The 23,300-nt window shown below is 66.9% G+C and carries 17 protein-coding genes and 2 tRNA genes; 12 read left to right on the forward strand and 7 right to left on the reverse strand.

The annotated features are described in order from the left end of the window. Window positions 1-14: 14 nt before the first annotated feature. The 3 genes from sugE to rdgC all read right to left on the reverse strand — a co-directional run bounded on the left by sugE (window position 15) and on the right by rdgC (window position 2,554). Window positions 15-332 (reverse strand): quaternary ammonium compound efflux SMR transporter SugE, encoded by a 318-nt coding sequence (sugE, locus tag WCE05_RS03350; protein ID WP_225788283.1) that lies wholly within the window; start codon window positions 330-332, stop codon window positions 15-17. 205 nt (window positions 333-537) lie between these two features. Further along, a complete protein-coding gene (locus tag WCE05_RS03355) occupies window positions 538-1,500 on the reverse strand; it encodes a bile acid:sodium symporter family protein (protein ID WP_225788282.1) in 963 nt (320 codons plus the stop codon). A 133-nt stretch (window positions 1,501-1,633) separates the two neighbouring features. Beyond that, a complete protein-coding gene (gene rdgC, locus WCE05_RS03360) occupies window positions 1,634-2,554 on the reverse strand; it encodes a recombination-associated protein RdgC (protein WP_225788281.1) in 921 nt (306 codons plus the stop codon). Window positions 2,555-2,759: 205 nt separating this feature from the next. Here rdgC and WCE05_RS03365 point away from each other — a divergent pair. The 3 genes from WCE05_RS03365 to WCE05_RS03375 all read left to right on the forward strand — a co-directional run bounded on the left by WCE05_RS03365 (window position 2,760) and on the right by WCE05_RS03375 (window position 4,794). Further along, window positions 2,760-2,835, forward strand: a tRNA-Val gene (locus tag WCE05_RS03365). Between the two features lie 15 nt (window positions 2,836-2,850). Continuing rightward, a tRNA-Asp gene (locus tag WCE05_RS03370) sits at window positions 2,851-2,927 on the forward strand. A gap of 160 nt (window positions 2,928-3,087) precedes the next feature. Then, window positions 3,088-4,794, forward strand: coding sequence for a molecular chaperone HscC (locus tag WCE05_RS03375; protein ID WP_253091401.1), 1,707 nt, complete (start codon window positions 3,088-3,090; stop codon window positions 4,792-4,794). Window positions 4,795-4,878: 84 nt separating this feature from the next. On the opposite strand, the gene WCE05_RS03380 is transcribed toward WCE05_RS03375, so the two are convergent. From WCE05_RS03380 to map, 3 genes are read right to left on the reverse strand one after another with little or no spacing between them, the layout of a single operon-like run. Further along, complete coding sequence (locus WCE05_RS03380; RefSeq protein WP_368815442.1) at window positions 4,879-7,524, reverse strand: molecular chaperone DnaJ; 2,646 nt, start codon at window positions 7,522-7,524, stop codon at window positions 4,879-4,881. After that, on the reverse strand, window positions 7,521-8,213 hold the full coding sequence (locus WCE05_RS03385; RefSeq protein WP_253081104.1) for a DUF1266 domain-containing protein: 693 nt from the start codon (window positions 8,211-8,213) through the stop codon (window positions 7,521-7,523). Before WCE05_RS03385 ends, WCE05_RS03380 begins: the two co-directional genes overlap by 4 nt. A gap of 14 nt (window positions 8,214-8,227) precedes the next feature. After that, window positions 8,228-9,019: a type I methionyl aminopeptidase gene (map, locus tag WCE05_RS03390; RefSeq protein ID WP_225788277.1), complete on the reverse strand. Its 792-nt coding sequence runs from the start codon at window positions 9,017-9,019 to the stop codon at window positions 8,228-8,230. A gap of 324 nt (window positions 9,020-9,343) precedes the next feature. Between map and WCE05_RS03395 the strand changes: the two genes are divergently transcribed. From WCE05_RS03395 to WCE05_RS03430, 8 genes are all read left to right on the forward strand, one after another. Next, on the forward strand, window positions 9,344-13,387 hold the full coding sequence (locus WCE05_RS03395) for a molybdopterin-dependent oxidoreductase (RefSeq protein WP_368815443.1): 4,044 nt from the start codon (window positions 9,344-9,346) through the stop codon (window positions 13,385-13,387). A 271-nt stretch (window positions 13,388-13,658) separates the two neighbouring features. After that, complete coding sequence (gene nirB, locus WCE05_RS03400) at window positions 13,659-16,211, forward strand: nitrite reductase large subunit NirB (RefSeq protein ID WP_368815444.1); 2,553 nt, start codon at window positions 13,659-13,661, stop codon at window positions 16,209-16,211. Next, window positions 16,211-16,570 (forward strand): nitrite reductase small subunit NirD, encoded by a 360-nt coding sequence (gene nirD, locus WCE05_RS03405; protein WP_368815445.1) that lies wholly within the window; start codon window positions 16,211-16,213, stop codon window positions 16,568-16,570. The genes nirB and nirD overlap by 1 nt, the downstream gene beginning before the upstream one ends. Before the next feature lie 52 nt (window positions 16,571-16,622). Next, window positions 16,623-17,555, forward strand: coding sequence for a pca operon transcription factor PcaQ (gene pcaQ, locus WCE05_RS03410; RefSeq protein WP_253081100.1), 933 nt, complete (start codon window positions 16,623-16,625; stop codon window positions 17,553-17,555). 153 nt (window positions 17,556-17,708) lie between these two features. Then, window positions 17,709-18,449 (forward strand): FKBP-type peptidyl-prolyl cis-trans isomerase, encoded by a 741-nt coding sequence (locus WCE05_RS03415; protein WP_225788272.1) that lies wholly within the window; start codon window positions 17,709-17,711, stop codon window positions 18,447-18,449. 291 nt (window positions 18,450-18,740) lie between these two features. Continuing rightward, window positions 18,741-19,181, forward strand: coding sequence for a YkvA family protein (locus tag WCE05_RS03420; RefSeq protein ID WP_225788271.1), 441 nt, complete (start codon window positions 18,741-18,743; stop codon window positions 19,179-19,181). Window positions 19,182-19,281: 100 nt separating this feature from the next. Further along, window positions 19,282-19,632 (forward strand): helix-turn-helix transcriptional regulator, encoded by a 351-nt coding sequence (locus tag WCE05_RS03425; RefSeq protein WP_225788270.1) that lies wholly within the window; start codon window positions 19,282-19,284, stop codon window positions 19,630-19,632. Then, a complete protein-coding gene (locus WCE05_RS03430; RefSeq protein WP_225788269.1) occupies window positions 19,629-19,997 on the forward strand; it encodes a hypothetical protein in 369 nt (122 codons plus the stop codon). The genes WCE05_RS03425 and WCE05_RS03430 overlap by 4 nt, the downstream gene beginning before the upstream one ends. A gap of 103 nt (window positions 19,998-20,100) precedes the next feature. On the opposite strand, the gene WCE05_RS03435 is transcribed toward WCE05_RS03430, so the two are convergent. Next, complete coding sequence (locus WCE05_RS03435) at window positions 20,101-22,182, reverse strand: carboxy terminal-processing peptidase (protein ID WP_225788268.1); 2,082 nt, start codon at window positions 22,180-22,182, stop codon at window positions 20,101-20,103. A gap of 142 nt (window positions 22,183-22,324) precedes the next feature. On the opposite strand from WCE05_RS03435, the gene WCE05_RS03440 reads away from it, so the two are divergent. Then, window positions 22,325-23,287 (forward strand): NAD(P)H-quinone oxidoreductase, encoded by a 963-nt coding sequence (locus WCE05_RS03440; protein WP_225788267.1) that lies wholly within the window; start codon window positions 22,325-22,327, stop codon window positions 23,285-23,287. The last annotated feature ends 13 nt before the right edge of the window (window positions 23,288-23,300 follow it).

Here is a 23,300-nt window from a genome sequence, read left to right on the forward strand (position 1 = left end):
GGAAGGGGAGTGGGTCAGCCGGTGCTGACCTTCAGGCCGACCAGGCCGGCGACGATCAGGGCCACGCTGGCCAGGCGCACCAGGGCCATGGATTCGCCGAACAGGATGATCCCGGCGATCACCGTGCCGACGGCGCCGACGCCGGTCCAGATGGCATAGGCGGTACCCAGTGGCAGTTCCTTCATGGCCAGGCCCAGTAGACCCAGGCTCACGGCCATGGCGGCGACGGTCAGTACGGTGGGCAGGGGACGGGTGAAACCGTCGGTGTACTTCAGGCCTACGGCCCAGCCGACTTCGAACAGGCCGGCGAAGAACAGGATGATCCAGGACATGAGAGCCTCCATCGTTTTCAAGGATGGGGCCGTCCCCGGAATGGTCACGCGGTGCGTCGTGAGGTCGTCCTCACAGTGCGCACTATAGTGCACATTTGCCATGGGTAGGGCAAGTCGGGCGGATCTGCGGTGCCTGTTCCGGCACAGTGGAGAACACCGGACGTGTGGATCAGGCTGCCGCGAACAGGCCGGTGCCGTCAGCCCATCAATGCCTGGCCGGCTCGGCCTCTACAGGAGCGCCGGGCTCTTCCATCCGGCGGAACCAGGTCGACAGCACCGCCCCGGAGATGTTGTGCCACACGCTGAACAGCGCACTGGGCACCGCTGCCAGCGGCGAGAAGTGCGCCGCCGCCAGTGCCGCGCCCAGCCCGGAGTTCTGCATGCCCACTTCCAGCGCCAGCGACTTGCGCTGGGCCAGCGGCAGCTTGCACAACTTGCCGGTCAGGTAGCCGAGCAGGAAGCCGAAACTGTTGTGCAATATCACCACGGCCATGATCAGCAGGCCCGACTCGGCGATCTTCGCCTGGCTGGCCGCGACCACCGCGCAGACGATCATGACGATGCTCACCACCGACACCAGCGGCAGCACCTGCACCGCCAGTTGCACCCGCGCGCCCAGTACCCGCTGGGCCAGCACGCCGAGGACGATCGGCAGCATCACCAACTGCAGGATCGACCAGAACATGTCCATGAAGGACACCGGCAGCCAGGCCGAGGCCAGGAACCAGATCAGCGCCGGGGTCAGCAGCGGTGCCAGCAGTGTGGTCACCGCGGCAATGGCCACTGCCAGGGCCAGGTCGCCCTTCGACAGCCAGACCATCACGTTCGAGGCCGTGCCGCTCGGGCAGCAGCCGACCAGGATCACCCCCACGGCGATCTCCGCTGGCAGGTGGAACAGCTGGCACAGCAACCAGGCCATGCCCGGCATGATCACGAAGTGCGCCACCACCCCCAGCGCCACCCGCCAGGGCTGGCGGGCGAGGGCGGCGAAGTCGTCGAGCTTGAGGGTCAGGCCCATGCCGAACATCACCAGGCCCAGCAGCGGCACGATGGCCACCTTCAGGGCGATGAACCACTGGGGTTGAAGGAAGGCCAGACAGGCGAACACCAGCACCCACAGGGCGAAGGTGTTGCCGACGAAGCGGCTGAAGGCGGCCAGGGCACGCATGGGGGGAAATCTCCGGTTTCAGCTTCAAGCTTCAAGCTGCAAGTAAAAGCGGGACGGTGTGGCCGTTCGATTCCGCATGTTCTCGAAGCTCTGTGCTGTCGCTTTGGCTTTTTCTTGCAGCTTGCAGCTGCCGTCAAACCCCTTGGGGAATCTCTTCGCCGCCCAGGGCCTCGAACAGCGCCGGGAGGAACTCGGTGAAGGTCATCATCATCAGGGTGAAGCTGGCATCGAACTGCTGCTGGGCCTCTTCGCCGCCATCCTGCTCGGCCTGCTCCTGCAGCAGCTCCTCGAACTTCAGGCGCTTGATCACGGTCTTGTCGTCCAGCACGAACGACAGCTTGTCCTGCCAGGCCAGGGCCAACTGGGTGACCACCTTGCCAGTGCCCAGGTGCAGCTGGATCTCCTCGCTGGCCAGGTCCTGGCGCTTGCAGCGCACGATGCCGCCGTCTTCATGGGTGTCGCGCAGCTCGCACTCGTCCAGGACGAAGAAGTCCGCAGCCGGCGCCTGGGACTTGACCCAGTCGGTCATGGTCGCGCTCGGGGCGGTTTTCACGGTGACCGGGCGCACCGGCAGCGAGCCCATGACCTCGCGCAGGGTCGAGAGCAGGTCTTCGGCGCGCTTGGCGCTGGCCGAGTTGACCAGGATCAGGCCCAGGCGCGGGGCGATGGCGGCGAAGATCATCGAGCGACGGATGAAAGCGCGGGGCAGGAAGCTTTGGATGATGTCATCCTTGATCTGGTCGCGTTCCTTCTTGTAGACCTTGCGCATCTGCTCGGTCTCGATCTCCTCGACTTTTTCCTTGACCGCATCGTTGACCACGCTGCTGGGCAGGATGCGTTCCTCCTTGCGTGCGGCGATCAGCAGGAAGTCACCGCTGACGTGTACCAGCGGCGCGTCCTCGCCCTTGCCGAACGGGGCGACGAAACCATAGGTGGTCAGCTCCTGGCTGGCGCAGGGGCGGGCCGGCTTGCTGGCCAGGGCGGCTTCCAGTGCTTCGGGCTCGAACGGGACATCCTGGGTCAGGCGGTAGGTCAGCAGGTTCTTGAACCACATGAGGGGGAATCTCTCCTTAATGCATAAGGCGGGCATTATTCTCCGAGTGACGGTTTGCGACCACCCCTGTCAGAGGGCCAGCAGCCATTAATCGCCAGGAAAAGGGCAGTGATGCTAGGTCTTTGAAAGGCTTCAAAAAAAATTTGAAAAAAGTGCTTGCCAGGGTGGCGGGTCCTCCGTAGAATGCGCGCCACACCGAGACGAAGGGTGGTTAGCTCAGCCGGGAGAGCATCTGCCTTACAAGCAGAGGGTCGGCGGTTCGATCCCGTCACCACCCACCAATCTCGATGTATAGCGCAGCGGTAGTTCAGTCGGTTAGAATACCGGCCTGTCACGCCGGGGGTCGCGGGTTCGAGTCCCGTCCGCTGCGCCATATTCCAGCTTCCAGGGCCCACTGAACACCCGGAAGCCACAAAGAAAGCGACCTTGAGGTCGCTTTTTTTGTTTATGGCATTGCGTCAGAATCCTTCCTGTCCGCCGGATGCGGCCAGCAGGTCGCGTTCCGGTTCTTCACCGCGAGCACGAGACCGACCATGCAGGATGCCAGTACCTCTCCATCCCCCGCGCAGCCAACCCCGCTCCTGGGCATCGACCTGGGCACCACCAATAGCCTCATCGCCGTCTGGCAGGATGGCCAGGCACGCTTGATCGCCAATGCCCTGGGCGATGTACTGACGCCGTCGGTGGTCAGCGTCGACGACGATGGCAGCATCCTGGTGGGCAAGGCCGCCCGTGCGCGCTTGACCACCCACCCGCAGCGCACCGCTGCGGCCTTCAAGCGTTTCATGGGCAGTGACAAGCGTTTCGAGCTGGGCGAGCACCGCTTCAGCCCCGAGGAGCTCTCCGCCCTGGTGCTGGGCGCGTTGAAGCAGGATGCCGAGGCCTACCTCGGCTGCCAGGTGAGCGAGGCGGTGATCTCGGTGCCGGCCTATTTCAGCGACGAGCAGCGCAAGCGCACGGTGTTCGCCGCGGAGCTGGCGGGGCTGAAGGTACAGCGGCTGATCAACGAACCGACCGCCGCGGCCATGGCCTATGGCCTGCATGAACAGGCATTCGAGCGCACGCTGGTATTCGACCTGGGCGGCGGCACCTTCGATGTCACCGTACTGGAGTACGCCCTGCCGCTGATCGAGGTGCATGCCTCCACCGGCGACAACTACCTGGGCGGAGAGGATTTCACCGACGCCTTGCTGGCCGCCTGCCTGCACGACTGGGGCCTCGAGGCCGAGGGCCTGGAACCCCAGGCGCTGGCCAGCCTGCATGACGCCATCGAGCAGTTCAAGCATGACCTGGGCGAGGGCAAGCGCACCCTGGGCTGGAATGGCGATGGCCAACTGCGCGAGTGGACGCTCGACGAGACGCGCCTGCAGTCGATCTGGGCACCGTTGCTGGCCCGGGTGCGAGCGCCCATCGAACAGGCTCTGCGCGATGCCCGCTTGAGCCCGCGCGAGCTGGACAGCCTGGTGCTGGTCGGCGGTGCCACGCGCATGCCGCAGATCCAGCAACTGGTGGCCAAGCTGTTCGGCCGTCTGCCGTACCGTCATCTCGACCCGGACACCATCGTCGCCCTCGGCGCTGCCAGCCAGGCCGCCTGCAAGGCCCGTGACCAGGCCATCGACGAGCTGATTCTCACCGACGTCTGCCCCTATACCCTGGGCGTGGCGTCCCAGCGTGGCGAGGAGGTGTCCGGCGCCTTTTCGCCGATCATCGAGCGCAACACGGTCATCCCCACCTCCAAGGTGCAGCGCTTCTACAGCAGTCATCCGCAGCAGAAAAGCGTGCGCATCGACGTGTACCAGGGCGAGCGCCCCTGGGTGCGCGACAACATCCTGGTAGACAGTTTCGAGATTCCCTTGCAGCAGACCGGGCAGGTGCAGTCGCTGGACGTGCGCTTCAGCTACGACATCAATGGCCTGCTGGAGGTGGACGTGACCTTCCTGGAAACGGGCCAGAAGCACAGCCACAGCATCGACCGCAGCCCCACTGGCCTTGACGCCGAGGCCCGCCAGGCCAGCCATGAGCGCCTGGCGCGGTTGAAGATCCACCCCCGCGACGCCTTGCCCAACCGCACCCTGCTGGCGCGCCTGGAGCGGGCCTGGATGCAGAGCCTGGGCGACGAGCGCGAGTTGATCGGCAGTTGGCTGGATGCCTTCAATGCGGTGCTGGCCAGCCAGCAGGCTGGCGAGATCAACCGGCAGCGCCAGCAGTTGAGCCAGGCGCTGGACGATCTGCGTTACTGAAAGCCAAGGCCCAGGGATCAATGCCGGTCGGTCAAGGGGGGCTGGGGCTGCAAAGCAGCCCCGGGGGCGGTGAAGAACGCAGACCTAGCGCCGCAACGCCGCTTGCAGCCCGTACTGCAGAACATCCTGCCTACTCGCGGTGATGCCATAGCGGTTAGGCAACGGATCACCTCCAAGACCGAGCAGCACCAGCACGGCGAACGGCAACAACCGGCTGACCCCCATCAGCACCAGCAGCGACGGTACGCCACGCCCCATGTCGCGCAGGCGGCGCAGGCAGGCGCTGATCAGCACCAGGGCGATCACCGGCAGCACCGCGGGCTGCGTGGTATAGAAGGGGGCCGCCAACAGGCACAGCAGCAATTGCAGGGCAAAGTTGCTGCGATCCAGGCGGCTGCGCAGTTTCCATAGCTCCCAGGCCGGTGTCGGGGGCGTCTGCGCGAACTTGAACAACAGGCGCTCGCTCCACGACAGCAGGGCGGTGAGGGCACAACGCAGGCCGAGATCGAGGTTCGGATCGTCCTTGCCCCGTTGCAATGCCCGCAGGGTACGGTGGCGTGGAATGCCATCCAGGCCTTGGCCTGCCAGGCTGCGCAGGCTGTTCAGGGCGCTGCGCAACAGGTCGTATTCCAAGCCCAGGCCAAGCGCCCTGGCATCCCGCGCAGACAAGACGGGCGTGCCCTTGACCAGGCTGTCGCGAAAGCGCAGCGCCAACTCGCTGCCCGCATCCAGGCCTTCGAGCCGTTCCAGCATGCGCTGGCGTTGCGCCCTGTCCAGGCTGGGGTCGTGGTAGAGCACGGCGTACAACAGCATCTGGTGGAGCCGATGCCCGTCAAGCAGCGGTGTGCAGTGTTCCAGGCAGGCATGCAGTTGCAGGTTGCTCGGCAGCCTGTCGCTGGCCAGCGCCTGGTGCAGGTCGAGCAGGCGTGCGCTGACGATGCGCTGTAGTGGATCATGGCCGTCCAGCCAACCGAGCAGGTGGTCGGTTTCGTCCTGGCGCTGCAGGTGCAGGAGCAGGTCGTGCAAGGCGGCGCAGGGGTGCCCGGCGGGAAACGCCAGCTGTGTGAGCAGTGTCGGCGAAACCAGCGCCAGCCAGCGGGCAGGGTCGAGCACCAGGGCGAGCATGAACAGGTTCTGCCGGTGCCAGCCCCACAAGGCCTCGTCGTCGTCGGGCGGCGCCGGCAGCAGCGCCTGCTCGGTCAGCAACGCCTGCACATCCATGGCGAAGGGGGCGGTGAACATGCGTTGCATCTGGAAGTGGTCGTTGAGCCGCTGCAGGGCGATGGCCGAGTAGGGGCGCATGCGCCGCAGCCATTCGCGGCACACCGGGTGAATGTCGACCTCGTCGAGCGCCTCGGGCAGCATGGGCGCCGGGTCGTCGCTGGCGCAGGCGCGCACCAGGGCCTGCACCACCGGCGAGTGCTCGAGCCAGTGCAACTGTTGTTCGGCCTGGCGCTGGAAGCCTTCCAGGATCAAGGCGTCGAGGGCATCTTCGCCGACAGGCTCGGCGAGGACCTGCCGCAGCAGGCCGGCCTCTCCCCGCTGCAAGGCCCAAGCATGCCGGTACAGGCGGTGCAGCGCGTGGTCCTGCTGGTCCTCCAGCAGCCAGGCGAGCAGTGGCAGTTCGTCGTCGCCATCCAGGCGCCACTCGACGAAGCGGCCGGCGATGCCGTCCAGTTCCAGGCGTGCGGCTTGTGACCAGCGCGCCAGGGTCTGCGGGCTCTGCGCCGGGCTGCCCCAGGCCTGCGCCGGATCGGCCAGGTCGTCGGGCCAGGTAGTGGGCCTGGCCTGTCGGTCGAAGGCCTGGATCAGCAGGGGCAGGCGCTGGGGCTGGAGCCGGGTGCACAGGTCGAGCAGCCAGCGTTCGGCCTCGGGGTGCGCCTGCTCGCGCCACAGCCGCAGCCAGCAGTCCAGGGCTTGCTCCTGCGCGCCGAGGGTATCGGCCTGGCGCGCCAGCAGGTAGAGCAGGTCGGGATCGTCCGGGGCCAGGCGCTGCCGTTCCAGCAGGAGCCCATGCAGGGTGCGGCTGGCGATCCCGGCCTGGCTGAATTGCACCAGCAGGCGCTGCACCAGGGCTTCATCGTCAGGGATCGCCAGGCAGGTATGCAGACTGGCGAATTGCTCGTACTCGAACAGTGGACGGTTCTGGTAGCAGTACTCCAGGCTGCGGAAGTACCACAGCGTTTCCAACTGCGCGGTGGGAGGCCAGTCGCGCATCAGGCCGGTGTCGAACGGGTCTGGCTCTTCCAGGCGTTGCAGCAGGGCCTCCACCTCTTGCGGGTTGGGCAGGCGCAGCACCTGCTCGGCCCAGCCCAGGCGCCGGGCCAGCAGGTTGGCGCAGCGGTGGCCGAGCGGCCCGCAGTTGGGCAGTAGCGCCAGCAATTGCCGGCCGAGGTCTTCCAGCGTCTCCAGCGGCAACTCGTCGAGTTCGGCGATGTAGCGCTGCCAAGCCTGGGGATCGAAGCGTTGGGTGGGCTCCTCCAGCAAGCGGTGAAAGGCCGCCAGCGCCGGATGGCGTTGCGTATCGTCGTGGTCTGGCGCTCGTTCCTCCAGGCTCGACGCTGCGCCTTCGCGGGCCAGGCGCAGGGCTTGCTCATAGGCTGCGCGCAGGGCCTGGAAGCCCTCCGGGTCGGATTCCGGGTGGTGCGCCGGCAACTGGCGGCGGTAGGCCTGGCGGATGGCGTCCAGGTCGTGGGTCGGCTCCAGGCCCAGGTGAATCCAGCAACTCATGACCAGCAGCCCTCTTCCAGCGAGGCGGGGCGTTGCGGTTCGGGCAGCGGCAGGTCCCAGGGCAGGCTGCGCAGCAGGCTGCTGGCGCCGAGCCGCAGGTTGAGCACGATGCAACGGTTCCAGTGCTCGCTGCCTTGGCGCTCGAGGTCGGCGGCGAGGCTTTCGTCGCTGCTCTGCGAGACATTCCACAAGGCCTTGCCGAACAGGTAGCCGGCCAGGTAACTGTCCCAGCGGTTGTAGTAGTGGCGCGCGCGCAGGGCCAGGCGATGGTGCAGGTAGAGGCTCTCGTCGCGGCTGACCAGGCCCTTCTTCACCCCGGCGCGCAGCAAGAAACCCATGCGCCCCAGGTCCCAGGCACGGGTACCGCCGGGGCCGCAATCGGGGAAGGTGCGCGCGGCATATTCGAACTTGATGCGTTCGCGCAGCGGCAGGCCGTCGAGCAAGCTGCGCCATTGGCTGGGCAGGCAGCGCTGGAATTGCCAGTAGGCTTCGCTCAGCTCCGTGGCGTGGCCGTTGTCGGCCATGTGCAGGGTGTCCAGCAGTTGGCTGCGGTCGTTGATGCCCCAGCCGCGTTCCAGGTCGGTCTGGTCTTCGCCTTCGAAGTACTCGGCGGCGGTATAGCTGGCGCCGTTGAGGGCGGCCATGGGCGCCGAGAGGGCATGCAGCCAGCGCTGTGCGTGTTCATCCATGAGCGGGCTCCTGATCAGACGACGTCCTGGCGCAAGGCCCGTTCCTCTTCACGCAGGGTGAGCACCTCGAAGCCTTGGCCCGTGACCGCCACGGTATGCTCCCACTGCGCCGACAGGGCGCGGTCGCGGGTGATCACCGTCCAGCCATCGCGCAGGGTGCGTGTGCCGCGCCCGCCCTGGTTGATCATCGGTTCGATGGTGAAGACCATGCCAGGCTTGAGTTTCATGCCCATGCCCCGTTGGCCCACGTGCAGCACCTCGGGTGCCTCGTGCATCTGCCGGCCGATGCCATGCCCGCAGTATTCGCGCACGACGCTGTAGCCGGCGGCTTCGGCATGGGCCTGGATGGCATGGCCGATATCGCCGAGGGTGGCGCCCGGACGGACCTGCTCGATGCCCTTCCACAGCGCCGCGTAGGTGGTGTCTACCAGGCGCCGGGCCTCGTCGCTGACCGGGCCGAGGCAGTACATCTTCGACGAGTCGGCGATGTAGCCGCCCTGTTCCAGGGTGATGTCGACGTTGACGATCGAGCCTTCCCCTAGCACCTCGTCGGCATTCGGCACGCCGTGGCAGACCACGTGGTCCACGGAGGTGTTGAGGGCGTAGGGGAAACCGTACTGGCCCTTGCTCGCCGGGCGTGCCTTGAGCGTTTCGACGATGAACGCCTCGGCGCGGTCGTTGATCTGCAGGGTGGTCACCCCGGGACGGATGAAGCCGTCGAGGTGGGCGAAAACCTGAGCCAGCAGTTGCCCGGCGCGGCGCATCAGGTCGAGTTGGGCGGGGGTCTTGAGGATCACCTGGGACATGGGGGCAGGGGCGGATCTCGATCGATAGGGGTGTTCAGGATATCCCCATGAGGATCGCAGGTGCCACCGCTTGGTGCGCGGGTCACCAGGATGGTGCGGTATCGGGGTTTCCATAGGCGAGTGCTGGGGCGCGAAACGGCCCCAAAGCACGCTTCACAGCCTCGCCCTCCCACTGGCCCGCCTTTTGCTGCAGCTCGTCCATCCAGGCCATCAACGCCGATGGCCCACATCCTCTTCACGACAAAGGCGCCGTGTTGCCCCTCCTGCTCCAGCAGGCCGGGGCGGCCGGCGCTTTTTTCGTTCATTCGGGCAGGAGACAGACCGATGAGCAGCAGCGAGGTGCGCAGCGTTTGCCCGTATTGCGGGGTAGGGTGCGGCATCGTCATGTCTGTGGTCGACGGCAAGGTCAGCAAGATCAGCGGCGACAAACAGCACCCGAGCAACTTCGGCCGCCTGTGCACCAAGGGCCTGACGGCGCACCTGCCGCTGAGCGCTGCCGGGCGCATGGAGCATGCCTACGTGCGCCAGCAGCGCCACCAGGAGCCGGCACGCGACGCCATCGACCGCGCCATCGATCAGGCCGCCGGGCGCCTGCGGCGGGTCATCGACGAGCATGGCCCGGACGCCGTGGCTCTGTACGTTTCCGGGCAGATGTCGCTGGAGGCGCAGTACCTGGCCAACAAACTGGCCAAGGGCTTCATCCGCACCCGCCACATCGAGTCCAACTCGCGCCTGTGCATGGCCAGCGCGGGCAGTGGCTACAAGCTCTCCCTGGGCGCCGACGGCCCGCCCGGCAGCTACCAGGACTTCGAGCATGCCGAGGTGTTCCTGGTGATCGGTGCGAACATGGCCGACTGCCACCCGATCCTCTTCCTGCGTCTGCTCGATCGCGTCAAGGCCGGTGCCAGGCTGATCGTCGTCGACCCCCGGCGCAGCGCCACCGCCGACAAGGCCGACCTGTTCCTGCAACTGCGTCCGGGCACCGACCTGGCCCTGCTCAATGGCCTGTTGTACCTGCTACATCAGGACGGCAAGACCGACACCGGCTTCATCGCCCGCCACACCGAGGGCTGGGAGGCGATGCCGGCCTTTCTCGAGGACTACACCCCGGCGCGGGTCGCCGCCATCACTGGCCTGGCCGAGGCCGACATCCGCCAGGCCGCCGAGTGGATCGGCACCGCGGGCGACTGGATGAGCTGTTGGACCATGGGCCTGAACCAGAGCATCCACGGCACCTGGCACACCAATGCGCTGTGTAACCTGCACCTGGCCACCGGCGCCCTCTGCCGTCCTGGCAGCGGCCCGTTCTCGCTGACCGGCCAGCCCAATGCCATGGGCGGGCGGGAAATGGGCTATATGGGGCCAGGCCTGCCGGGGCAGCGTTCGGCGCTGGTCGAGGCCGACCGCGCGTTCGTCGAGCAGCGATGGGGCCTGGCCCCGGGTAGCCTGCGCAACGAGGGCGGCGAGGGTACCGTGGCGCTGTTCGAGCATATGAAAGCCGGTGCGGTGAAGGCCTGCTGGATCATCTGCAGCAACCCGGTGGCCAGTGTCGCCAACCGCCAGCAGGTGATCGATGGCCTGCGCCAGGCGGAGCTGGTGATCAGCCAGGATGCCTTCCTCGACACCGAGACCAACCGTTACGCCGACATCCTCCTGCCTGCCGCCCTGTGGGCCGAAGGGGAGGGGGTGATGATCAACAGCGAGCGCAACCTGACCCTCATGCCCCAGGCCGTCGAGCCTCCCGGCCAGAGCCTGCCTGACTGGCAGATCATCGCCCGTATCGCCTGTGCCATGGGTTACGCCGAGGCCTTCGACTACCCCGACGCCGAGGCGGTGTACGACGAGATCCGCCGTTTCTGGAACCCCGCCACCGGCTACGACCTGCGCGGCATCGGCTATCCCGAGCTGCGCCAAAAGCCACGCCAGTGGCCCTGTGCACCGGGGCGCGAGGACGACCGCAGCCCGCTGCGTTATCGCAACGACGGCGTCAGCCAGCAGCTGTTGCGCGACGAGCAGGGCGAGCTGCCGGCGCTGGCGTTCCCCACCGCCAGCGGCAAGGCGCACTTCTTCGCCCGCCCCTGGCTGCCACCGGCCGAACTGCCCGACACGGACTTTCCGCTGGTGCTCAATACCGGGCGCGTGCAGCACCAGTGGCACACCCTGACCAAGACCGGCAAGGTACCGAACCTGAACAAGCTCGAGCCTGGGCCCTTCGTCGAGCTCAACCCCGAGGACGCCAAGCGCCTGGGCATCGCCGACAAGGACCAGGTGGCGATCCGCTCGCGTCGCGGCCAGGCCGTGCTGCCGGCGCGGATCAGCGAGCGGGTGATGCCGGGCAATTGCTTTGCGCCCTTTCACTGGAACGACCTGTATGGCGAGCAACTGGCGATCAACGCCGTGACCTGCGACGCGGTGGACCCTGTCTCGCTGCAACCGGCCTTCAAACACTGCGCCGTGGCCCTGGAGCGGCTCGCGGGAGAACGCATCGAGGCCCTTGAACTGACCCCAGCCATCACCGCGGAGCCTGCCAGCATGCCGACCGCCACCCTGTCCCGCCTGCTTGGCCTGGACACCCTGCCCACGCCCGTCCTGGCCGACGAGGAGCGTCATTACCTGCAGGGCTTCCTGCTTGGCCTGGAGCAGGGCCAGGCCAGGCAGGCGGTGCCGAGCCTGCCGGACGCCGCGCCGCTGTCACCGGCCCAGCGCTTGTTCGTCGATGGCCTGCTGGCCGGCCTGTTCGCGCAGCCGGCGACGCAGTCGGCGGAGCTGCCGGCGGCATTGCCAAAGGCACCGTGCCACCGGGTGCTGTGGGCGTCGCAGACCGGCAACGGCGAAGCCCTGGCCGAACGCTGCGCCCAGCGCCTGCGCGATGCCGGCCTGGCGGTCGAGCTCAGTTGCATGGAGGCGGTCAGCCCTCGTCAGTTGCAAGGGGCCGCCAGCGTGGTGCTGATCGCTAGCACCTTCGGCGACGGCGAGGCCCCCGACAGCGGCGCGGCGTTCTGGCAGGCCTTGCAGGGCGAGGAGGGCAGCCACTGTGCCGAGCTGCCCTATGCCGTGCTGGCCCTGGGCGACTCCAGCTACGCGCAGTTCTGCGGCTTCGGCCGCCGGCTCGACCAGCGCCTTGCCGAACTCGGCGCTCGGCGCCTGCTGTCGCGGGTCGACTGCGAGCCGGAGTTCGACGAGGCCTTCAGCGCCTGGCTCGACGCCCTGCTGCCGGAGCTGGGCAGCCCGGCAGCTCCGCCGGCGCCCCCCGTGTCGGCCCCGGTGTCCCTCTACAGCAAGCAGCAGCCCTGGCCAGCCAGGCTGCTGGAGAACCGCCTGCTCAATGGCCCGGGCGCCAGCAAGGAAACTCGCCAGTTGGTGTTCGACCTCAGCGGCAGCGATTTCACCTACCAGGCTGGGGACGCTCTCGGGGTGTGGCCGCGCAACTGCCCGGCGCTGGTCGAGGAGCTGCTGGCGCTGATGAAGCTCGACGGCCAGACACCGGTCGAGCTCAAGGGCCATCCGGCCATGCCACTGGCGACCGTCCTGGAGCGGCACCTGGAGATCGCCCGGGTCACCCGCCCGCAACTGGAGGTCTTCAGCCGTTGCGCCGACGACCTGCAGCGCCTGCTGCAGCCAGGGCAGGAAGCCGCGCTGGGCGACTGGCTGTGGGGGCGGCAACTGGCCGACGTGTTGCGTGCGTTTCCCCAGGACTTGCCGCTGGCCGACTGGCTGGCCCTGCTCAAGCCGTTGCAGCCGCGCCTGTACTCGATCAGTTCCAGCCCTGCGGCTCATCCTGGGCAGGTCCACCTCACCGTTTCCACGGTGCGCTATGGCACGCGCAAGGGCGTGTGCTCGACCTTCCTCGCCGACCGTGCCGAAGGGCTGGAGGTGGCGATCTTTCCCCAGGTGTCGAAGCACTTCCGCCTGCCGGACGATGACAGCGCCCCGGTGATCATGGTCGGCCCCGGCACCGGCATCGCGCCGTTCCGCGCCTTTCTCGAAGAGCGCCAGGCGCGTGGAGCGAGCGGGCGCAACTGGCTGTTCTTCGGCGAGCAGCACGAGGCGAGCGATTTCTACTACCGCGACCAGTTGCTGGCCTGGCAGGCCAGCGGCCACCTGCGCCTGGACACCGCCTTCTCTCGCGACCAGCAGGCCAGGATCTACGTCCAGCAGCGCATGCTCGAGCAGGGCGCGCAGCTGTGGCGCTGGCTGGAGGAGGGGGCGTATTTCTACATCTGTGGCGATGCCCAGCGCATGGCCAAGGATGTCGATGCCGTGTTGCGCCAGGTGGTGGCCGAGCAGGGCGGCATGAGCGCGGAGGCGGCGGATGCCTATGTCGAGGCGCTGAGCAGGGACAAGCGCTACCGGCGCGACGTGTACTGAAATGCACCGGGATGGGGAGAGGCGCACCGCAATGGTTCGATATCGTCAACGAGCATTCGGTTGCTCCTCCACAGGGGCGCTGCAAGTCCTGGGTTGAGCGCTTGGCACGCTCCCTGCTTTGAGAAGGTTACAACACGCCCCGCCGGTCAACGGCGACCCGCAGGGGCCTCACACTGATGAGTACAGGCAAAGGCGCCTGGAGCTTCGGCTCCAGGCGTTTTTTTTCGTCTTGAGCGCGGGTAGCCCCGCGAACCGTGAGCGAGGATCGGCGATGAAGGCAACAGAGAACGGCGGACAACGGCAACGATTGGTCATCGTTGGCAACGGCATGGTCGGTCATCATTGCATGGCGCAACTGGTCGAGCGCGGTGCCTTGGCGCACTTCGAACTGCGGGTGTTCGGCGAGGAGCGCCAGCACGCCTACGACCGGGTACACCTGTCGGCATACTTCAATGGCAGCGACGCCCAGGCCCTGGCCCTGTGCGAGGCGGGGTACCACGACCGCCATGGCGTGCACCTGCACCTGGGCGAGGCGGTCCTGGAGATCGACCGCGAGCGCCGCGAGCTGGTCACCGCCGAGGGGCGCTACGGTTACGACGTGCTGGTCCTGGCGACTGGCTCCTATCCCTTCGTGCCCTCGATCGAGGGCTCCAGCGGTGCCGCGCGCCTGGTCTACCGGACCCTGGACGACCTCGATGCCATCCGCGCCGCCGCCGGCGAGGCCCGTCGCGGCGTGGTGGTGGGCGGCGGCTTGCTCGGCCTGGAGGCCGCCAACGCGCTCAAGTCCCTGGGCCTGGAAGCCCATGTGGTGGAGTTCGCCCCACGGCTGATGCCGGTGCAACTGGACGGCGAGGGCGGTGCCGCGCTGCGTGCACGCATCGAGGCGCTGGGCGTGGGCGTGCACCTGGCCCGGGCCACCCAGTCGATCACCGCCGGGGAAGACTATCGCTACCGCATGAACTTCGACGGTGGCGAGTCCCTGGAGACCGACCTGATCGTGTTCTCCGCCGGCATCCGGCCCCAGGATGCCCTGGGCCGCGCCTGTGGCCTGGAGATCGCCCCGCGCGGCGGTGTGGTGATCGACGGCGAATGCCGCACCAGCGACCCGCGGATCTTCGCCATCGGCGAATGCGCCTCGTGGAACGGCAGCGTGTTCGGCCTGGTAGCGCCGGGCTACGCCATGGCCCGCAACCTCGCCGCGCGCTTGCTCGGCGAACCTGCCGAGGCCTTCGCTGGGGCCGATATGTCGACCAAGCTCAAGCTGCTGGGTGTCGACGTCGGCTCCATCGGCGACGCCCATGGCGCCACGCCGGGCGCGCGCAGCTACCGCTTCATCGACGAGGCCAATGCCGCCTACCGGCGCCTGGTGGTGGACGCCAGCGGCAAGCGCGTGCTCGGTGCGGTGCTGGTGGGCGACAACAGCTACTACGACACCCTGCTGCAGTACGTGCAGAACGGCATCGCCCTGCCGGTTGACCCAGCGGCCCTGATCCTGCCGCAAGGGGGTGGCGCACCGGCGCTGGGCGCCGATGCGCTACCCGACAGCGCGACGCTCTGCTCCTGCCACAACGTCAGCAAGGGAGCGGTCTGCGCGGCCATCGACAGTGGCTGCACCGACCTGGCGGCGGTCAAGGGCTGCACCAAGGCCGCCACTGGCTGCGGCGGCTGTGCGGCGCTGCTCAAGCAGGTCTTCGAGCACGAGCTGGGAGCCCGTGGCATCGCCGTCGACAAGCGCCTGTGCGAGCACTTCGCCCATACCCGCCAGGAGCTCTATGCACTGGTGCGGGTCGAGGGCATCCGAACCTTCGACGAACTGCTCGCGCGCCATGGCGAGGGCCATGTCGGCTGCGACATCTGCAAGCCGGCGGTGGGTTCGATCCTCGCCTCGTGCTGGAACCAGCCGATCATGGACCCGGCCCTGGTGCCGTTGCAGGACACCAACGACACCTTCATGGCCAACATGCAGAAGAACGGTACCTACTCGGTGGTGCCGCGTATTCCTGGCGGCGAGATCACCCCCGACAAGCTGATCGTGATCGGCCAGGTGGCGAAGAAATACGACCTCTACACCAAGATCACCGGCGGCCAGCGCATCGACCTGTTCGGCGCCCAGTTGCACGAGCTGCCGCTGATCTGGGGCGAGCTGATCGAGGCCGGTTTCGAGACCGGGCACGCCTATGGCAAGTCGACCCGCACGGTCAAGTCCTGCGTCGGCAGCACCTGGTGCCGCTATGGCGTGCAGGACAGCGTCGGCATGGCCCTGCGCCTGGAAGAGCGCTACAAGGGCCTGCGCTCGCCGCACAAGCTCAAGTTCGCCGTGTCCGGCTGCACCCGCGAATGCGCCGAGGCGCAGAGCAAGGACATCGGTGTGATCGCCACCGACAAGGGCTGGAACCTGTACGTGTGCGGCAACGGCGGCATGCGTCCACGGCATGCCGAACTGTTCGCCACCGACCTCGATGACGAAACCCTGGTGCGCCTGATCGACCGGGTGCTGATGTTCTACATCCGCACCGCCGACAAGCTGCAGCGTACCTCGGTCTGGCGCGAGAGCCTGGAGGGCGGCCTGGATTACCTCAAGGCGGTGATCCTCGACGACAGCCTGGGCCTGGCCGCCGAACTGGAGGCGCAGATGCAGCATGTGGTCGACCAGTACGAATGCGAGTGGGCCAACGCCCTGAAAGACCCCGAGAAACTCAAGCGTTTTCGTACCTTCGTCAACGACCGGCGCGCCGACCCGGACGTGCATTTCGTCCGCGAGCGCGAGCAGCGCCGGCCCGTTGCCCCCCTGCACCTGATCCCCACCATCGAGGAGGCTGTCTGATGAACCTGTCCAATGCCGCTGTCGTCCAACAACCCAACTGGCAGGCGGTCTGCCATGTCCAGGACCTGGTCGCCGATTCCGGCGTGGTGGTCTGGCACGAGGGCGCCCAGGTGGCGCTGTTCTACCTGCCGGGGCAGGCGCAGCCGCTGTACGCCATCGACAACCGTGACCCGCGTTCGGGGGCCAATGTCATCGGCCGTGGGCTGGTGGGCAGCCTGCAGGGCGAACTGGTGGTCGCCGCGCCCTTGTACAAGCAGCATTTCAGCCTGGAAAGCGGGCGCTGCCTGGAGGACCCGACCCAGGCGCTGCGCGTGTGGCCGGTGCGTTTGAAGGGCGAGGCGGTGGAGTTGGCGGTCTGAACGATTCAGCCTGCTCTTGCAGCGTACGGTGCGACGCTGCAAGCTGCCGGGCATGAACCTCGATACCCGTATCAAGTATCGCCACCTGCTGTGTTTCCTGGAGATTGCCCGGCAGGGCAGCCTGGCCAGGGCGGCCGACATGCTGGCGATCAGCCAACCGGCGATTTCCAAGACCCTCAAGGAGCTCGAGGACCTGCTCGAGACGCGGCTGTTCGAGCGTTCCCGCCAAGGGGTCGAGCTGACCCCGGCGGGGGTGCGCTTCATGCGCTATGCCGGGCCCAGCGTGCAAGCCCTGCGCGATGGTGTGAGCACCCTGCGCGGCGAGGCCCGGGTGCCGTCGCAGGTGCGCATCGGCGTGTTGTCGACGGTCGAGAGCCTGCTGATGCCCGAGGTGCTGTGTCGCCTGCACCAGCGGCACGAGGCCCTGGTGGTCGGCGTGGTGACCGGTGCCAGCGCCCAGTTGCTCGGGCAGTTGCGCCTGGGCGAGCTGGAACTGGTGGTCGGGCGCATGACCGACAGCCCGCAGATCCAGGGGCTGTCGTTCGAGCACCTGTACAGCGAATCGATGACCTTGGTGGTACGGCCAGGGCACCCCTTGCTGGCGCGCCAGCCCGTGGAGCGCGCCCGGGTCGGTGACTACCCGCTGGTCTTGCCGCCGACGGGCACCACCATTCGCCAGCATGCCGACAGCCTGTTCGTGCAGTGCGGGATACAACTGCCGGCGCAACGCCTGGAAACCTTGTCCCTGGCCTTGAGCCGGCGCTACCTGTTGGGTAGCGATGCGGTCTGGGTGGCGCCCCGTGACGCCGTCCTGATCGATCTCGGGCGCGGCGAGCTGGCCGAACTCGACCTGGGCGTGCGCGAGCCTGGCGGTTCGGTGGGGATCTGTCGTAACGCCGCCTTGGCGCAGAGCCTGCCGGCGCAGTGGGTGTGCGAAGTGCTGCGGGAGGTCGCGGCGCAGTACAGGGACGGGCACTATCCCTGAACACGTCGCTGGCACCGCCGGATGAACAAGCCTTCATCCGCTGAACTTCTCGCCCGCAGGCCGTTCCTATGCCGGTAGCCATTGGTCGTGGCAGCCTGATAAGCTCGCGGCTTTACCCTGATTGCCCTCATGGCGCATGAACAAGGAAATAGCATGAAACAGCATCGTTTGGCGGCTGCGGTTGCCTTGGTTGGCCTGGTCCTGGCGGGCTGCGACGCACAGACCAGCAGCGTCGAGCTGAAGACTCCGGCACAGAAAGCCTCCTACGGTATCGGCCTGAACATGGGCAAGAGCCTGGCTCAGGAAGGCATGGAAGACCTTGATTCGAAAGCGGTGGCCCTTGGCATCGAGGACGCGGTCGGCAAGAAGGAGCAGCGCATCAAGGACGAAGAGCTGGTCGAAGCCTTCACCGCCCTGCAGAAGCGCGCCGAGGAGCGCCTGGCCAAGGCCAGCGAGGAAGCCGCTGCCGCTGGCAAGAAGTTCCTCGAGGAAAACGGCAAGAAGCCAGGCGTGGTCACCACCGCCTCGGGCCTGCAGTACGAAGTGGTGAAGAAGGCCGACGGCCCGCAGCCCAAGCCTACCGACGTGGTCACCGTCCACTACGAAGGCAAGCTGATCGACGGCAAGGTGTTCGACAGCTCCGTCGAGCGTGGCAGCCCGATCGACCTGCCGGTCAGTGGCGTCATCCCGGGTTGGGTCGAAGGCCTGCAACTGATGCACGTCGGCGAGAAGTACAAGCTGTACATCCCGGCCGACCTGGCCTACGGCGCGCAGAGCCCGAGCCCGCTGATCCCGGCCAACTCGGTGCTGGTGTTCGACCTGGAGTTGCTCGGCATCAAGGATCCGAGCAATCCGGAAGGCGAGGCACCGCAGGCCGAAGAACCGGCCAACTGAGCCTGGCTCCAGCCACGACGCCCCGTTTTGACGGGGCGTCGTCGTTTCTGCGCCCGACTCGCCCGCGAACCTCACGGGGCCTGTACTGTCCGAACAACAGCGTAGACTTTTCACGCGAGTGCTTCGGACGTTTCTGACGCAAATCGTTTGCGGATCTGAAACGACTGTGTAAAAAACGGCCGATCTGAGCGAGGCCCTTGCCCGATGGGCACCTCGCGGCGGAAACTGCACCCTGTTCACAAGGTTATCCACAATAAATGTGGATAACCTTCCTGCCGATCTGGAGGCCCCATGAGCGCACCCTGGAATTTCGCCCGCTTCCTGCCCCTGGCCGAGCGCCTGCTCAGCCGTGGCCGGCTGCCAGCCTTGCTGTTCGCCGTGGCGCGCAAGGGCCCGCGGCTTGGCCAGTTACGCGAGGATGTGCGCCTGTTGCAGGCGTTGTGCCTGGCCTGGTGGCGCGGCGAGTACCGTGCCATCAGCCCCAAGGCCCTGTTGACCGTGGTGGCGGGGCTGCTGTATTTCGTCAGCCCCCTCGATGCCATTCCCGACTGGCTGCTGGGCGTCGGCCTGCTCGACGACATCGCCGTGCTGGGCTGGGTACTGAAGACCGTGGCCGACGAGCTGGCGCGCTTCAAGGCCTGGCGCGACAGCCAGGCGCCCGACCGGCTGCGGGTGGTCGAGCGCCTGCCGGATACCCCCGAAGCCCTGCGTCTGGAGCGGCGTGCGCCCTGAAATTGGCTTGAACTGCACAGACTCCCGAGCTTGGTAATATAATTGGCATAAGGATTATGCCTACGGATTACATGCTGTAATCCTACGTAAGGGGGTGGTAATGGGTATTCAGGTCATCAGCCGGGACGGTCAGCCCGAGTACGCCGTCGTTCCCTGGGAGCAGTACCAGGCACTGCTCAAGGCCGCAGGACAGGCGCCTGCCGATGCTGGGGAGAGCGAGGCGGCAGCGGCGGTCGACGGCAGCAGCCAAGGCACCAGCCGGCCCTCCCTGGCCGAGCTGGCGCACTTGCGTCAGGCCAAGGGGCTGGCGCCAGAACAACTGGCGCGCAATGTCGGTATCAGCCCAGCCTACCTGGCCATGATCGAGGCCGGCGAGCGCCAGCCAGATGCCGCGATCCTGCGCAGCCTGGCGTGGCACCTGGGCGTTGCCGGCTGGAGCGAGCCGTCATGAGCCAGGTCAGGATCAGCCGCCAGCATTGGGAGAGCCTGCTGAGCGAGCTTGATCTGGCCCGCCGTCAACGCCACCTGCTCACCTACCGCGCGCTGCTAGAGCGCCTGCAGTTGCCCAGCCCGGCCATGCAGACCCTGACCGCTGCCCTGGAGTACCTGGCGGTGCTCGATGCCCGGGCCGACCAGCCGCTGCGCAGTTCGCTGGTGATCAGCCAGGGCGCCAGCCGGTTGCCGCGTACGGGGTTCTTCGAATGCGTCGAGCGTCTGGGGCGCTTCTCCGGACCGGTCGACGGCATGGAGGCGGCCTCCTGGCACGCCTCGGAAGTGGTTCGGGTATTCGAGTACAGCTATCCCGAAGAGGCGTGATGCGGGCACCCAGAAAAAGGGCCGGACGTTCGCACGTCCGGCCCTTCTTGTTTGCCGATACCGCGAGGCCGGATCATTCCGCCCTCGCGCTGTCGACCCGCATTCAGTGCTTGGCCACCTGGGCGTTCAGGCTCAGGTAGTCGAGCAGGATGCGGCCCGTCTCGGACAGGTAGGCGTCGTCCTCCGGCTTGGTGTTTTCCTCCTCGGCCAGCAGGGCATCCTCGTCTTCCTTCTTCAGCTCCTTGAGCGGCTCCTCGCCCTTGGCCTTGCGCCGGGTGTTCTCCAGCGCCAGCTGCTTGGCTTCGATCGCATCGTGGCGGGCGCGGCGCTCCTGTTCGTTGAGGCTGACGGTCTTCTCGTTCATCAGCTTCTGGGTCAGGGCCAGGCGGTCGCGGATGTAGGCGAACTCCGGATCCTTGGCGCTGCGCGCATCATGCCGTGCCTTGAGCTCGGCCAGGAACGGCTTGAACGGGTCCACCGCCGGGCGTACCACCGGGCGGATGGTGTCCCACGGCATGGCCTCGGGCAGGGCGCTCTCGCCGATTTCCTTGGTGTCGATGATCGACGGGTAGTCGATGTCCGGCAGCACGCCCTGGTGCTGGGTGCTCTGCCCGGAGACACGGTAGAACTTGGCCAGGGTCAGCTTGAGTTCGCCATGGTTGAGCGGCTGGATGGTCTGCACGGTGCCCTTGCCGAAGGTCTGGCCACCGATGATCAGGGCGCGGTGGTAGTCCTGCATGGCGCCGGCGAAGATCTCCGAGGCCGAGGCCGAGAGGCGGTTGACCAGCAGCGCCAGCGGGCCTTTGTAGAAGGCGCCGGTGTTCTCGTCCTCGAGCACGTCGACGCGGCCATCGCTGTTGCGCACCAGCACGGTGGGGCCCTTGTCGATGAACAGGCTGGTCAGCTCGGTGGCCTCCTGCAGGGAGCCGCCGCCGTTGTTGCGCAGGTCGATGACCACGCCGTCGACCTTTTCCTTGTTCAGCTCGGTGAGCAGCTTCTTCACGTCGCGGGTGGTGCTCTTGTACTCCGGATCACCGGCACGGTAGGCCTTGAAGTCCAGGTAGAAGGCCGGGATCTCGATGATCCCCAGCTTGTAGTCACGACCGTCCTGCTTGAGCTTGAGCACCGACTTCTTCGCCGCCTGCTCCTCGAGCTTGACCGCCTCGCGGGTGATCGACACCACCTTGGTGGTCTGGTCGTTGGGCGCATTGCTGGCCGGGATGATCTCCAGGCGCACCACCGAGCCTTTCGGGCCACGGATCAGCTTGACCACTTCGTCCAGGCGCCAGCCGACCACATCGACCATCTCCTTGTCGCCCTGGGCCACGCCGATGATCTTGTCGGCCGGGGCCACCTGCTTGGTCTTGGCCGCGGGGCCGGCTGGCACCAGGCGAACGATCTTGACCTGGTCGTTGTCGCTTTGCAGCACCGCACCGATGCCTTCGAGCGACAGGCTCATGTTGATGTCGAAGTTCTCGGCGTTGTCTGGCGACAGGTAGTTGGTGTGCGGGTCGTAGGATTGGGCGAAAGTATTGATGTAGGCCTGGAAGATGTCCTCGGCGCGGGTCTGGTCCAGGCGCGACAGCTGGTTCTTGTAGCGCTTGGTCAGGGTTTCCTGGATCTGCTTGGGTTCCTTGCCGGCCAGCTTCTGGCGCAGCACCTCGTCCTTCACGCGCTTGCGCCACAGGTCGTCGAGCTCGGCCTCGTTCTTCATCCAGGGGGCGTCCTTGCGGTCGACCAGCAAGGTTTCACGGACGCTGAAGTCCATCTTGTCGACGCCCTTGCCCAGTTCGGCCAGGGCGAACTCCAGGCGCGACTTCACCCGGTCCAGGTAGCGTTTGTAGATGGTGAAGCCGGGGTCGAGGTTGCCACTTTTGAGGAAGTCGTCGAACTGGGTCTTCCATTTGTCGAACTGGGCGATGTCGGCCGCGGTGAAATAACTGCGCGACGGGTCGAGCAGCTTGATGTAGCTGTCGTAGATGATGATCGAACGGGCGTCGTCCAGGGGGGGCTTGCTGTAGTGGTGGCGCTTGAGCAATTCGACCACGTTGAGGCTGGCGACGATCTCGTCACGGTCGGGCTGCAGGCTGTCCCATTTGTTGGCGGCCGCCGCATTGCCACCGAGCGTCAGGCTGCCGAGGCCGATCATGAGGGCCAGGGCCGTGCTGGGCAGGAAATGCTTCATGCTGATTCGACGTAAAGGCAATTGATCACGCATAGTAGGCCGTCTTTTCCGTTCGCCGGTTCCACAGGAGCCGGACGCATACTGCAAAAAGCCTGGGACATGGCGATCCCAGGCTCAGTCATGACTCAACTATGGAGGCACTGTGAAGGCATTGCAAGGCGTTGACGGACATGTGGTGTGGGGCGAGGTCGAGCGCCCGATCTGTGATGCGGGCCAGGTACGCATTCGGGTGGCGGCCGCGGGACTCAACCGCGCCGACCTGCTCCAGCGCGCGGGCCTGTACCCGCCGCCGCCGGGTGCCAGCCCTTACCTGGGCCTGGAGTGTGCCGGGGTGATCGAAGAGGTCGGCGCCGGTGCCGACTGGCGTGTGGGCGATCGGGTCTGTGCGCTGCTGGCCGGGGGTGGCATGGCCGAGGAAGTGGTGGTGGATGCCCGCCATGTGTTGCCAGTGCCCGAAGGCCTGAGCCTGCACGAGGCGGCGGGGATTCCCGAGGTCTATGCCACGGCCTGGCTGAATATCTTCCAGCTCGGCGGGCTGAAGGCCGGCGAGAAGGTGCTGGTGCATGCCGGAGCCAGCGGCGTTGGCTCGGCGGCGATCCAGCTGTGCAAGGCGTTCGGCAATCCGGTGTGGGTCAGCGTCGGCTCCCGGGACCGCCTGGCCTACTGCCAGGGCCTGGGGGCGAGCGGTGGCGTGGTGCGCAACGAGAACCTCGACGACCTGGAGGGCCTTGCCCCGTTCGACGTGATCCTCGACCCGGTGGGCGCCAGCTACGGGCCGCTCAACCTCAAGCTGCTGGCGCGTGACGGGCGTTGGGTGATCATTGGCCTGATGGGCGGGCGCAAGGTCGAGCTGGACCTGGCGCTGGTGCTGGGCAAGCGCTTGCAGGTGACCGGTTCGACCCTGCGTAACCGCGACGATGCGTTCAAGGCGGAGTTGCTGCGCGACCTCGGCCAGCAGGTGTGGCCGCTGTTCGCCGAAGGGCGGCTCAAGCCGCAGTTGGTGGACAGCTACCCGGCGGCCCTCGCCGAGGCGGCATTTGCCGAACTGGCCAGCAACCAGGTATCGGGCAAGCTGGTGCTGGTGATCGACGAGACCCTCGTCTAGCCAGCGCCGTTCC

It is taken from the genome of Pseudomonas sp. I2, assembly GCF_040984075.1.
Lineage (GTDB): Bacteria > Pseudomonadota > Gammaproteobacteria > Pseudomonadales > Pseudomonadaceae > Aquipseudomonas > Aquipseudomonas guariconensis_B.